At 71.0% G+C, this 13,002-nt stretch carries 11 protein-coding genes; 6 read left to right on the top strand and 5 right to left on the bottom strand.

Going from position 1 to position 13,002, the window contains the following annotated elements:
• From ACFFNX_RS26030 to ACFFNX_RS26020, 3 genes are all read right to left on the bottom strand, one after another.
• The coding region (locus tag ACFFNX_RS26030; protein WP_378207548.1) for a hypothetical protein at positions 1–401 on the bottom strand (401 nt) is incomplete at its 3' end.
• Position 402: 1 nt separating this feature from the next.
• Positions 403–2,391: a toll/interleukin-1 receptor domain-containing protein gene (locus ACFFNX_RS26025; protein WP_378207545.1), complete on the bottom strand. Its 1,989-nt coding sequence runs from the start codon at positions 2,389–2,391 to the stop codon at positions 403–405.
• 150 nt (positions 2,392–2,541) lie between these two features.
• Positions 2,542–3,420, bottom strand: coding sequence for a DUF4231 domain-containing protein (locus tag ACFFNX_RS26020; RefSeq protein WP_378207542.1), 879 nt, complete (start codon positions 3,418–3,420; stop codon positions 2,542–2,544).
• A gap of 153 nt (positions 3,421–3,573) precedes the next feature.
• On the opposite strand from ACFFNX_RS26020, the gene ACFFNX_RS26015 reads away from it, so the two are divergent.
• A complete protein-coding gene (locus tag ACFFNX_RS26015) occupies positions 3,574–3,969 on the top strand; it encodes a PaaI family thioesterase (protein ID WP_378207539.1) in 396 nt (131 codons plus the stop codon).
• A 77-nt stretch (positions 3,970–4,046) separates the two neighbouring features.
• Here ACFFNX_RS26015 and thyX read toward each other — a convergent pair whose 3' ends face one another.
• Positions 4,047–4,844, bottom strand: coding sequence for an FAD-dependent thymidylate synthase (gene thyX, locus ACFFNX_RS26010; RefSeq protein WP_378207536.1), 798 nt, complete (start codon positions 4,842–4,844; stop codon positions 4,047–4,049).
• A 127-nt stretch (positions 4,845–4,971) separates the two neighbouring features.
• Between thyX and ACFFNX_RS26005 the strand changes: the two genes are divergently transcribed.
• The 3 genes from ACFFNX_RS26005 (at position 4,972) to ACFFNX_RS25995 (ending at position 8,347) form a co-directional block, all read left to right on the top strand.
• On the top strand, positions 4,972–5,475 hold the full coding sequence (locus tag ACFFNX_RS26005) for a hypothetical protein (RefSeq protein ID WP_378207533.1): 504 nt from the start codon (positions 4,972–4,974) through the stop codon (positions 5,473–5,475).
• Positions 5,472–7,499: a molybdopterin-containing oxidoreductase family protein gene (locus tag ACFFNX_RS26000; protein ID WP_378207530.1), complete on the top strand. Its 2,028-nt coding sequence runs from the start codon at positions 5,472–5,474 to the stop codon at positions 7,497–7,499. The genes ACFFNX_RS26005 and ACFFNX_RS26000 overlap by 4 nt, the downstream gene beginning before the upstream one ends.
• A gap of 128 nt (positions 7,500–7,627) precedes the next feature.
• Positions 7,628–8,347, top strand: coding sequence for a hypothetical protein (locus ACFFNX_RS25995; RefSeq protein ID WP_378207528.1), 720 nt, complete (start codon positions 7,628–7,630; stop codon positions 8,345–8,347).
• Positions 8,348–8,374: 27 nt separating this feature from the next.
• Here the strand turns inward: ACFFNX_RS25995 and ACFFNX_RS25990 are convergent, their stop codons facing one another.
• Positions 8,375–10,531, bottom strand: a complete 2,157-nt coding sequence (locus tag ACFFNX_RS25990; protein WP_378207525.1) for an anthranilate synthase component I — start codon at positions 10,529–10,531, stop codon at positions 8,375–8,377.
• Between the two features lie 338 nt (positions 10,532–10,869).
• On the opposite strand from ACFFNX_RS25990, the gene ACFFNX_RS25985 reads away from it, so the two are divergent.
• Both ACFFNX_RS25985 and mctP read left to right on the top strand, forming a co-directional pair.
• On the top strand, positions 10,870–11,136 hold the full coding sequence (locus ACFFNX_RS25985; RefSeq protein WP_378207522.1) for a DUF3311 domain-containing protein: 267 nt from the start codon (positions 10,870–10,872) through the stop codon (positions 11,134–11,136).
• 3 nt (positions 11,137–11,139) lie between these two features.
• The gene (gene mctP / locus ACFFNX_RS25980; RefSeq protein ID WP_378207519.1) at positions 11,140–12,765 is read left to right on the top strand and encodes a monocarboxylate uptake permease MctP; all 1,626 of its coding nucleotides are present in this window, start codon (positions 11,140–11,142) and stop codon (positions 12,763–12,765) included.
• The last annotated feature ends 237 nt before the right edge of the window (positions 12,766–13,002 follow it).

Genomic DNA, 13,002 nt, shown 5'->3' with positions numbered 1-13,002 from the left:
GGGCGGCCGTCCCACACGGCGATCAGCTGGTCGGCCGCCCGCAGCATCGCCTCGTTGGCCGCCGCGTACGCGGCCGGGATCGGCACGTCGAACGGCAGCGTCTCGACCGTCTCGGCCCGCCGCAGGAGCTCGTCGTAGACCCGGCGCGCGTCCGGCGGGAGCGTGGCGCGGTAGCCGCTCGCCGCGACGATCGCGTGCAGCCGGCCGCCGAGTGCCAGCACGGCGCGGGCGAAGATCTGGTCGGCGCCGGGGGCCAGGCAGGAGACGCCGACCAGGTTCGGGCCGTATGACGCGAGCGTGGTGTGGAGGTCGCACGACACCAGCTGCGTGGTCCCGTCGGTGAGGTCGCGGTGGCCGGTGACCGCCACACGCGGGCACACGGCCGGCAGGCCGGTCGTCATCTCAGGTCTCCAGCGGGAGTTCGGTCATCACATCGGCGTCGGCGTAGGTCGCGACCAGCCGCTCGACGGCCGCGCGCCGCGTCGCGTCGGCCTCCAGATCCTCCAGGTACTCCGCCGCGCCCGGCACGCCGAGGCGGACGTACAGCGGCAGGATCCCGGTGAAGAACTCGCGGTACTCCAGGCCCGACAGGCCAAGGACCGGCCGCTCCCCCACGCCCGTGCGGTTGGTCCGCCGGGTCCGCTCGGCGAGGGCGGCCAGCTCGGCCTGGAGCGCGGCCGGCTCGGCCGTCCCGTCGCCGCGCACGGCGTCCACGAGCACGGCGGCGAGGTCCTCGTGGCCGTGGAGGATCAGGTTGTCCGCGGACAGCCGCGCCATGCGTTCGAGGTCCTGCCGGGAGGCGTCGTGGTCGCGGCACAGCCGCAGGGCGTACTGCACGGCCTGGTTCTCCCGGATCGCCAGGAGCTCCTCCAAGGTGTATGGACGCATCTCGGCGTCGGCCGGGAACTGGAACCGCGCCGGCAGCTTGCAGTCGAACACCCAGAAGAACAGGTGCTCCTTGGCGTGGTGGTGGTAGCGCATGTTCCGCGCGAACGTGACCTCCTGCGACAGGTCCGCGCCGAGCTCCAGCGCGATCCGGCGGCGGGCCGCGACGGTCGGCGAGTGCGGCGGGAGCGGGAACGTCCCGACCGCGGCGTGCTCCTCCAGCCGCCGGTAGTCCTCCTGCGTGATGTACCCGGCGGGGTGGGAGAGGTGGTCGAGCTCGCGGTCGGCATTGCGCGAGGTGCGGAACTGCAGCAGCGGCACGGCCGCGCCCCGCGACTCCCACCAGGTGACGACGAGGACGAGCGGCAGCCAACCCGTCGCGCCGGAGCCGTCCTGGAGCACCCGGTTGCTGAACCGCGCCTCGGTGATCTGGAAGACGTCGTCGTCGTCGGGCTCGCCGATGGGCAGCACCTCGTCGTACTTGGTGCTGAGGTCGACGATGTCGTTGAACGCGGCGCCGAAGTACTGGTCGGTGCGATCGGCGAACTCCAGCATGAGGTGGTCGGAGGCGCTGCGCCGCGGGGGACGGATGACCATCTGCACGATGCGGCGCCCGTCGGGCATGTCGAACAGCGTCCCGGTGAACGGCGGGATGTGACCGTACTCGTGCAGGGTCAGCCGGTGCGGCTGGTTCTCCTTCTGCAGGAACGCCGACAGGGACCGCCGCCCGTACCCGGCGTTCTGCCGGCGGCGCCGCAGCGCCGTCTCCTTGTCGGGGAACTGCGCGTCGTGCTCGTCGCGGACCAGTTCCAGCAGGTCGTCCTCCAGGAAGACGATGCGCAGCGAACGCCAGAAGGCGTGGCTTCCGTGCCGGGAACGCTTCCGCTTGAGCGCCGCCTCCAGCGACTCGGCGAGACTGGTGTTGGTCCAGCCCACGACGGTGACGTTCACGGCCTCGGCGAGCAGCGAGACGAACCGGTCGCCCTCGCCCACGTAGCCGGAGCTGACCTGCGGGTGCTCGGTGTCCTCGTCCTCCACCGGCGCGAGCGCGGCCGGGGAGGCGCCGTTCAGGCTGACGAGCGCGTCGTGGATGTCGCGCGCCAGCCGGCTCACCTCCCGGGTGAACTCCGCGCCCGCCAGACCCGCGAAGTCGATCCCCTGGCGCTCGTTCACGTCCAGCCGACGTCGCCGCTGCTCGGCGGTCAGTCCTTCCTCGGCGGGCGAACCGGCGGGCATGACCGGGAAGATCCGCGGGATCGAACGCGCGGAGCCCTCCTCGAGCGAGTGGTCCCGCTCGGCCCGGACGAAGAACTCATACTCCTGCGCGCACCAGTCCGAGAGCAGGTACCGCTCGGTGAGGACGGCGATCATCACCGAACTCGTGCGCAGGGCGCCGGTGATGGTCCGCTGCCAGCGCTGCGCGGTCGGGATCCCGTCCTGGTCGAGGAAGACGGTGAGCCGGCGACCGGCGATCGCGGCGAACGCCTCCTGAAGCTCCTCGACCAACCGCTGGATGACCTACGCGTCGTCGTCATGGGCATAGCTGATGAATACGTCGAAACCGGTCGCTTTCTGACTCAACAATTCCTCCGTATCCGGCGCTGCCGTCATTCACTTCGACGCGGACCCCGCCCTGCCGGTGCCCCAGGCGTCGGCTCAGGTGTGCGAGGCCCACCAGAGCGTGTGCTCCCGGGAGATGGCCTCTTCCGCCTCGTCCACGAAGTGGGCCCACTCGACCTCGGTCCGCGGCCACTCCGCCCGCTCGGCGATGTCGGCGAGTTCGAGCGCGGCGACCGAGTACGCACTGGCAAGCTGCTGGTGCTGCCGGGTCTGCAACCATGCGACGCCGCCGGCGGCGATCGCCCCGAAGATGCCCGGCAGGTCGAAATTGATCAGCCGGACGGCGGCCAGCACGGCCGCCACGAGCCCGGCGGTCTCCAGCGCGGCCAGGCCGACCGACCACTGGGCGCTGCGGCGTTCGTTGCGCCGCGCCCGGTCGGCGTACCAGGCCCGCTGGTCGTTGATCCGCCCGACGAGGTACTGCCGTTGCCGTTCCTCCAGCGGCAGCGTGCGTACCTGGCGCATCACCGGGGTCACCTGGCGGTCCTCACCGCGCATGGGCACCAGGGCGAAGTCGCGCAGGCTGGAGGTGATGCCGGTGAAACGCCGCAGGAGGAGCCGCTCGGCGCCGTGGTCGTCCGTGCCTCCGTCCAGATCGAACGGCTGGCCGCCCACGGTGTAGCGCCACGCGAGCGTCTTGGCGGACTCGGCCGCGGCGCGCGCCTCGTACCAGTGGCGGTCGGGCCGGACGGTCAGCAGGAAGACCTCGGTGACCAGGGCCGTCGCCAGGGCCGCGGCCGCGCAGATCGCGGCGGCGTCGACGCGCCCGGCGTTGAGACTGAACGAGCCGAAGACGGCGGCGAGCAGGAGCGAGGCGAGCTGGCATCGGATGGCGAGGAGAAAGCGCCGCTGCCCCACCATCGCGCTGTGGTCGGCGGCACGATAAAGCGCTGGAAACTCCGACTCCGCTATCACCTCCACACATCAAGAAATGCATCACCGTGGGCATGAATGTCAATGAGTCGCCCTATCCGGGTGGCCTTAAAGGCATTTATGGTGAGCCGGGAATCGGTGCAACGACCTCGCAGGTAACGGACCGGGCGATCGGGAACTGGCAGACTGTCGCGCATGCCCTCCCCCGACGAGTTGCGCTCGGCGATGCCGTTCGCGCAGGCCACCGGCGTGATGATCGAAATCGCGTCCCCCGAAGAGGTCACCGGGACGCTCGACTGGGCGCCGGAGCGCTGCACCGCCGGCGGCGCGCTGCACGGCGGCGCGCTGATGACCCTCGCCGACAGCATCGGCGCCGTCTGCGCCTTCCTCAACCTGCCGCCGGACACCGCCACCACGACGGTCGAGTCGAGCAGCCGCTTCTTCCGCGCCGTCCGCGAGGGCCGGGCGCGGGCGGTCGCGCGCCCGCTGCACGCCGGCCGCACGACCATCGTCGTCCAGACCGACCTGTACGACGACAACGGCCGTCACGTCGCCCAGACCACCCAGACGCAGGCCGTACTGCGGTCGTGACGGCCGGCGGCCTTTACGTTGTAGATCATTAACGCGGGCCAGTACAGGCCGAGCAGAAGCAGATCTCCATCGAGTGTTCACACCTTGCGCCACCGGGGCGTCCAGGTGCCGTCCTCGACGACGTAGTCGCCGAACAGCGCCGGCGCCTCACGCCGCATCACCTCGCCGACCTTGCCGAACACCAGGCGGATCTCCTCTTCGGCGCCGGGAGCCGTGCGGGCCTCGATCACGTGCCGGAGCGTGCGGACGTTCGCCGTCCAGACCAGGCCGGTCGCGACGCCCTCGGGCGCGAAACGGCGCATGAAGCTCGTCTTGTGCTTCTTCTCCTCGAACGGGACGCCCTCGTCGTCGAGCCCGAAGTGCCCGGCCATCCAGCCCTGGAACTCCTCCAGCTGGGACAGGAGCGCCGTGGCGCGCTTCATCAGCTCGTCGTCCTCGCGCGCCCACTCGGGGAACCAGAACGGGATGTCCCGCAGCCGCACGAACCGCAGCGACTCCTGCGAGATCGCCACGCCCGGCCGGTGGCGGGCCAGCTCGTGGGTCAGCACCCGGCTCACGTTGTGCAGCACGAAGGAGAAGCCGACGTGCTCCAGCACCGAGCCGTGCAGGCTGCGCAGGATGTTCTCCAGGTAGGCCGACTGGTCGGTGCGGACCTTCGTGACGTTCGGGTTGAGCCCCGGCTCCCACGACCGGTAGCAGAGCCGCCCGGCGAACTCGGCGAGGTTCTGCGGGTCGTTCAGCTGCGCGTCGAGGTCGCCCCGGTCCAGCCGCTCGAGCCACGCCGTGCCGCCGACCTCGGCGAGGTATCGGGCGACCTCGTCGTAGTCGAGCTCCGGACGTGCGACCAGGTGAACCTCGGGTTCGACGCTCTTCATGTAACCCAAGCCTAGAGCGGGCCGCCGGCCGGGCTCCGGGCGACGCCGGGAGCGCCGGTAATGCGCATTCAATACGGACATTCCTGGCGGGTATAAAGGGGAGGAGCATCAGTTCTCAGGAGGGCTCGTGACGGAGAGCACGATCACCAGGACCGGCGCGTACCGACCACGGGCCATCAACTTCCTCAAGGTCCACGAGGCGGCCGGCTGGCGGTTGAAGTTCTACGGCATCACGGCGAACGGCGGGCCGCCCCGGCCCGAGCTCATCACGGTCGGCGAGGCCCTCGTGCCCTCGGTGCTGCCGAGCCCGGCCGTGTACAACAGCGGCGGCGACCCGCACGACAGCGACCGGTACGGCGTGGGCTTCGTCACGCTCCACGACGCGACGGACTACGCCTTCGCCCTGTTCGACTGGTGGGCCGGCGAGAGCGAACTCCACCAGCGGGTGTACTCCGCCCTGCCGACGCGGCTCGGCGCGATGCGCCCGCATCCGACGCCCACGATCGGCGGCGTGTGGGAACTGGCCGTCACCGACTTCGAGCGGCGCGCCTGGCTGGAGCACGTGCTCGCCCGGCCCGGCGGACCGGACATCGAGGGCTACCTCGCCGACCGGTTCCAGGGCGACGTGTGAAGACGGTCGTCGGAGCCTGCCCGCTCGACTGCCCGGACGCCTGCTCCTGGCTGGTGACCGTGGACGATGACGGCACGGCCGTGAAGCTGCGCGGCAACCCCGCCCACCCGGTGACGCGCGGCGCGCTGTGCGTGAAGGTCAACCGCTACCTGGAGCAGACCGCGGCCCCCGACCGCATCCTGCACCCGATGCGGCGCGTCGGCCGCAAGGGCGAGGGCCGCTTCGAGCGGATCAGCTGGGACGAGGCCCTCGACGAGATCGCCGGCCGGCTCGGCGAGATCATGCACGAGTACGACGGTCAGGCGATCTGGCCGTTCCACGGCACCGGATCGCTGGGGTACGTCCAGGGGATGGAGGGCTTCGCCGGCCGCCGGTTCTTCAACGCGCTCGGCGCCTCGGTGCACGAGCCCACCATCTGCTCGCCCGCGGGCAGCGCCGGCCTGAAGTACACCCTGGGCACCTCCGGCGGCATGGACCCGGAGGACTTCGCCCGCTCCAAGCTGATCCTGCTCTGGGGCACCAACCCGCTGACCAGCGGCCACCACTTCTGGAAGTCCGTCCAGGACGCCCGCCTCGACGGGGCGTACGTCGTGGCCATCGACCCGGTGCGCACCCGCACCGCCGCGCAGGCGGACGAGCACCTGGCCCCGATGCCGGGCACCGACGCCGCGCTCGCCCTCGGCCTGCTGCACGTGATCGTGCGCATGGGCGCGCACGACCAGGCCTACATCGACGCGTACACGCTCGGCTGGGAGGAGTTCCGCGCGCGCATCGAGGAGTTCCCGCCCGACCGGGTCGCGAAGATCACCGAACTGCCGGAGGAGCGGATCGTCGCGCTCGGCGAGCGCATCGCGCGGACCCGGCCGACCGCGATCCGCGCGACGCAGGGCCTCCAGCGGCACGCCGGCGGCGGGATGACGCTGCGCACGCTCGCCTGCCTGCCCGGAGTGACCGGCGACTGGGCGCTGCCGGGCGGCGGCCTGTGCTACTCCACGAGCGGCCACTTCAAGCTGAACCTGCCCAAGCTGGTGCGGATCGACCTGCTGCCGCACCCGGTGCGCAGCCTCACCATGACCCGGCTCGGCGAAGGTCTGCTCGAGGTGAACGACCCGCCGGTGAAGGCGCTCTTCGTCATCGCGGCCAACCCCGTCGGCAGCAACCCCGCCCAGAACAAGGTGCGGCGCGGGCTGTCCCGCGAGGACCTGTTCACCGTGGTCCTGGAGCACTTCCCCACCGACACCACCGACTACGCCGACATCGTGCTGCCGGCCACGATGCAGACCGAACACCTCGACGTCATCGCCGGGTACGGGCACCTCTACCTGGCCTGGAACGAGCCCGCCACTGCCCCGCCCGGCGAGTGCCTGTCCACCTCCGAGACGTTCCGCCGGCTCGCCCGGCGCATGGGCCTGACCGAGCCGAGCCTGTACGCCTCCGACGAGGACCTCGTACGGGACCTCCTCGACTCGCCGCACCCCTGGCTGGAGGGCGTGACCGTGGAGCGGTTGCGCAAGGAGGGGTTCGTCCGGCTGAACGTCGACCGGCCCTTCCTGCCGTTCGCCGACGGCTTCCCGACGACCTCGGGGCGGCTGGAGTTCTACTCCCGGCGCGCCACGCGCCTCGGGCTGGATCCGCTGCCCGGCTTCACCCCGCACGCCGACCCCGGCGAGGGCCTCGTCCTCATCTCCGCGGCCCCTCACCACTTCCTCAACACGACCTTCGGCAACAACCCCGAACTGCGGCGGCGGGCCGGCGGGCCGGTGATCGTCCTGCATCCGGACGACGCCGCCGCGCGGGGCATCGCCGACGGTGACGCGGTCCGGGTGCACAACGCGCGCGGCGCGTTCGAGGCCAAGGCGGACGTCTCGGACCGCGTACGCCCCGGCGTGGCCGCCACCACCAAGGGCCACTGGGCGAAGTTCAACGGCGGTACCACGGTCAACGCGACGATCGACGAGCGCGACGCGGACATGGCCCACGGCGCGGTCTTCCATGACAACCGTGTCGAGGTTGATCTTGCCTGAGATTTCCTGATATCTCCGGTGGATCCTGCCCGCCGCGGCCTGCCACCGGCACACGTCATCGCTGAACCGATCAAGACAGGCGACGTACGGGTATTGGCCTGTACTGATCATCGGTCGATCGGAGCGTGATGACGACCCACGAAGCGGTATGTACGGACCTGGGCGACACTTTGCCACTGTCGCCCGGCTACATCGAGACCTTCTACCGGCCCTTCGTCGAGGGTGGCGGGGTGCGGTCGCTCATCCGGTCGATCCTGGCGGACGAGAGCCGTCTCGCCTGGTGCGCCGCGAACGGCTACCGGCACCACAACGACTTCACCAAGGTGGTGCTCGCGGTCTCACCCGCCGGGCGCAAGCTCGTGTGGCACGAGTGGTGGCAGCGGCAGCCCTGGGTGGACGGCGACTACCACAACCACCGCTGGGACTTCGTGTCCTACCTCGCCGCCGGTGAGCTGGAGCTGACGGAGTACGAGGAGGACCCGCGCGGCGCGCTGGCCGTGAGCCACTACCGCTATGAGTCCCCCGGATCCCGCGCGGAGTACGTCCTGCGGCTGACCGGTCCGGCCCGGCTGAGCGAGGTGCGGCGCCGGAAGGTCGCGGCCGGTGAGTACTACCACCAGCCGTACCCGATCGTGCACAACGCCGCGTCGATGGCGCAGGGCACCAGCACGCTCATCGTGCAGGACGCGGTGGCCGCCGCCGCGACCGACGTCTATCTGGCCGGGGTGGGCGAGGAGCGGCTCAGCCGCGCCGCGCCGCGGCTCTCGCCCGCCGCCCTGCGGACGCTGCTGGAGGAGTTCCACGACCGCCTCGGCGGCGTGGAGGAGTGGCCCGGCGGCGGTCTCTGAGAGACCGCGCCGGGCCGTCCGCGCGGCTCACCGCCGTCCGGCGCGGCACATCTCCAGCACGTTGGTGATGATCCGGTGCCCGGTCTCGCCGGTCGCGGTGAGGATCGACTCCGGATGGAACTGCACCGCCCAGCGCCGGCGGACCGGGTCCTCGATCGCCATGACGACGTCGCCCAGCGTCGCGGTCACCTCGAACCCCTCCCCGAGCCGCTCCCGCGTCGTGTGCAGCGAGTGATAGCGCGCCGCGGTGAACTCCGCGGGCAGCCCGTCGAACAGCCGCCCGCCGTCCACGGCGACGCGGCCGGGCTTGCCGTGCGCGGGCTCGGGCAGCAGCGCGAGTTCGCCTCCGGAGTGCTCGACCATGCCCTGCAGGCCGAGGCACACGCCGAAGACCGGCAGGTCGCGGGCGTAGACGGCGTCGAGCAGACCGGCCGTGTCGAAGTCGGCGGGCCGGCCCGGCCCCGGTGAGAGCACGACGAGGTCCGGCCGGATCTCGTCCAGCATCTTGTCGGGGAAGCCGAACCGCAGCGTCGTCACGTCGGCGCCCTGCTGGCGGAAGTAGTCGGCCAGGGTGTTGACGAAGGAGTCCTGGTGGTCCACGAGCAGCACCCGCAGGCCCTCGCCCGCCCGCGCGCGCCCGGCCTCCGCCTCCTCCCCGGGCTCCTCCGCCGGGGACAGCGCGGCGATCAGGGCACGCGCCTTGAGGTAGGTCTCGCGCTCCTCCGCGTCGGGGTCGGAGTCGTACAGCAGGGTGGCCCCGGCGCGCACGGCCGCGACGCCGTCGCGGATCTGGGCGGTGCGCAGCGTCAGGCCGGTGTTCATCGAGCCGTCGAACCCGATGCAGCCGACCGCGCCGCCGTACCAGCGCCGCGGCGTCTCCTCGTGATCCTCGATGAACTGCATCGCCCAGGTCTTGGGCGCGCCGGTCACGGTGACCGCCCACATGTGCGTCAGGAACGCGTCGAGCGCGTCGTACCCGGGCCGCAGCCGCCCCTCGATGTGGTCGACGGTGTGGATCAGCCGGGAGTACATCTCGATCTGCCGGCGGCCGATCACCTTGACGCTGCCGGGCACGCAGACCCGCGACTTGTCGTTGCGGTCGACGTCGGTGCACATCGTCAGCTCCGACTCGTCCTTGGCGGAGTTGAGCAGCTCACGGATGTTGTCGGCGTCCTCCAGCGGGTCGCCGCCGCGCCGGATGGTGCCGGAGATCGGGCACGTCTCGACCCGGTCGCCGGTGACCCGCACGAACATCTCCGGCGAGGCGCCGACGAGGAACTCGCCCTCGCCGAGGTTGAAGAAGAACTCATACGGTGCCGGGTTGGTGACCCGCAGCCGCTCGAAGAACGCCGCCGGCGACGGGCACGGGCCGTACATGACGTGGCCGGGCACGACCTCGAACAGGTCGCCGCGGACGAACTTGTCCTTGGCCGCGCGCACCACCTCGGCGTACGCGCCGGGCGTGGGCTGCGGCGGGATCTCGCGCGGCCGCGGCGCCGGCGTGGGCTCGGTCCGCCGCGACAGGCCCCGGGTGCTCACGCCGCCGACCTCGAAGTCGTACGACATCCGCGCCGACGTCTCACGCTTGCGGTCCACCACGATCATCTCGTCGGCGAGGTGGAGGACGAGGTCGCGCTGGTCGGCCGGGCGCTCGATGGCGAGCCGGATCGGCTCGAACTGGAACGCCAGGTCGTAGCCGAACGCGCCGTACAGGCCCAGGTGCGGGTCCGGCCCGGCGAACAGGTCACAGACGGCGCGCAGCGCGGTGAAGACCGTGGGCCGGCGGCTGCGGTCCTCCTCGGCGATGACCTCGTCGGAGGAGGGGACGAAGACCTCGACGCCGTCGGGGACCTCGGCCGGCTCACCGGTCGCCGCCACGGCCGAGGAGACGGCCGGGAGCAGGACCTTCCCCCGCTCGTTGAGGGCCCGTACGGTCAGGCGGCGCCCGCGCGCGACGATCTCCAGGCAGGGGTCGACGTAGGCCATGTGCCAGCGGCTGTACCGGCCGGGGTACTCCATGCCCGAGCTGAGCACGCCGCCCCGGCGCGTGCCCACGGCCTCGACCAGCGCGTCCAGCGCGTCGCTCTTACGCGCCGGGTCAACGGGCGTGTCCGTACGGACGACCCGTAGGCCGCCCGCCGTCATATAGTCCGTCGTCGTCTCCACGATCGGCCCTTCGATCATCCAGGCCCTCGTCGGCGGAAACGAGAAACGACCGCCGGACGAGGGCGGTCGCTGCGGTGTCCGAGAATGCGAAACCCGCGCCGCCTAGCGGCGCCACCACCACTGCTGCCTGGCCGGGGTTCGCATGCCACGAGGCTACCCCGTGAGCGGGGCGGCGCGCCAGCCGGTCCCCGCCGTGAGCATGGACAACGGCCTAGATCGCGGGACGAAACGTCCAAAGAGACGCGTAGCCGAGACCGAACCGAGACCCGTCCTTCCTTAAATCTTCTGCGAACAAGATTCGGCCGCCCGGAAGGTGCCCCGGCGCGGCTTCACATTCGTGTACGCGAGGAGGACCGTTGGCCGATACAGAGCCCGGACCACGCCGGAGTGACCGCAGCCCCTGGAACTGGCTGCTCATCCTCCCGGTCGTCGTTCCCCTGTTGACGTTCCTCTTCAACAGGGACGAACCGCGGCTGGCCGGTTTTCCGTTCTTCTACTGGGTGCAGTTCGCGTTCATCGTCCTCGGCGTCGGCTGCACGACGATCGTCTACCTCATGACGCGTCGTCCGTCGAGCGGCCGGGACGTCTCCGCGTCTTCTCCGGCCGAGACGAAGGAGGACTGAGCGATGTCCGGCAGGCACACCACCGAACTGGTCATCTTCGCCGTCCTGTTCGTGATCGTCAGCGCGATGGGCTTCGTCGCCGCCCGCTGGCGGCGGCCCACCACCATGCAGAGCCTGGACGAATGGGGCCTGGGCGGCCGCAGCTTCGGCTCGTGGATCACCTGGTTCCTCGTCGGCGGCGACCTGTACACCGCCTACACCTTCGTCGCGGTGCCCGCGCTGGTGTTCGGCGCCGGCGCGGCCGGCTTCTACGCCGTGCCGTACACCATCGTCGTGTACCCGCTGGTGTTCCTCGTGCTGATCCGGCTCTGGTCGGTCTCGCACGTGCACGGCTTCGTCACCCCGGCCGACTTCGTACGGGCCCGGTTCGGGTCCTCGACCCTCGCGCTGCTCGTGGCGATCACCGGCATCGTGGCGACCATGCCCTACATCGCCCTGCAACTCGTCGGCATCCAGGCGACGCTGGAGGCGATGGGCGTGACGGGCCACTGGCCGCTGATCATCGCCTTCGCCATCCTCGCGGCCTACACCTACCAGTCCGGCCTGCGCGCCCCCGCGCTGATCGCGTTCGTCAAGGACCTGCTGATCTACGTCGTGATCCTGGTCGCGATCTTCTACATCCCGCACAAGCTGGGCGGCTGGAGCCACATCTTCGGCGCGGCACAGGCCAAGTTCGACAAGACCCCCGCCACGACGGACGGAACCCTGCTCAACCACGACAACCAGCTGAACTACGCCATGCTGGCACTCGGCTCCGCCCTCGCTCTGTTCCTGTACCCGCACAGCGTCACCGGCGTGCTGGCCAGCAAGAACCGCAACGTCATCAAGCGGAACATGGCCGCGCTGCCGGCGTACAGCTTCCTGCTCGGCCTGATCGCGCTGCTCGGCTTCATGGCGATCGCCGGCGGGATCAAACCGGTCAACGGAGGCAACGGCAAGCCGGACGGCAACACCGTGGTCCCGCTGCTGTTCGACCACGTCTTCCCGAGCTGGTTCACCGGCGTGGCCTACGCCGCGATCGGCATCGGCGCGCTGGTACCCGCCGCGATCATGTCGATCGCCGCGGCGAACCTGTTCACCCGCAACATCTACAAGGAGTACTTCCGACGCGACGCGAGCCCGTCGGAGGAGGCCACGGTCAGCAAACTCGCCTCCCTCGTCGTCAAGATCGGCGCGGTGCTGGCCATCCTGCTCCTCGACCCGCAGTTCTCCATCGACCTGCAGTTGATCGGCGGCGTCATCATCCTGCAGACCCTGCCGTCGGTCGCCCTCGGCCTGGTCACCCGCTGGTTCCACCGCGGCGGCCTGATCGCGGGCTGGGTCGCCGGCATGGCCGCGGGCATGTGGATGCTCTACCGCATCCGCAACCCGGCCACCAACAAGCTGCACTTCGGCGGCTCGGCCTACCCGCTCAACGACATCGGCCTCCACACCAAGATGACGGTGTACGTCGGCGCGATCGCCCTGGCGATCAACCTGATCGTCGCGGTGCTGGCAACGGTGCTGCTGCGAGCACTGAAGACCACCGACGGCGTCGACATCACCCGCGCGGACGACTACGTCGCCGACGAGGGCGACCCGAAGGTCATCCAGGGCAGCCGCGAGGTCGAGGAGGGCCTCGCCACCTGACCGAACACCCGGCACGGCCCGGCGGCCTCCGCCGGGCCGTTGCCACGCCCGCCGGCGGGCGCCTACAGGAGCGCCCCTTCGGCCACTGACGAGCAAGCTCCACCGGCCGCCGGGAGGCGGTCCCGTCCAGGGGCCGTCCCCTCCGGGTGCGGCCCCGTCCCGGAGGCGGTCCCCTCCGGGAGGCGGTCCCCTCCGGGAGGCGGTCCCCTCCGGGAGGCGGTCCCCTCCGGGAGGCGG

Origin of the sequence: Actinoallomurus acaciae, assembly GCF_042429965.1 — a bacterium.
GTDB lineage: Bacteria > Actinomycetota > Actinomycetes > Streptosporangiales > Streptosporangiaceae > Actinoallomurus > Actinoallomurus acaciae.
This window is presented reverse-complemented; position numbering and strand designations above follow the sequence as displayed.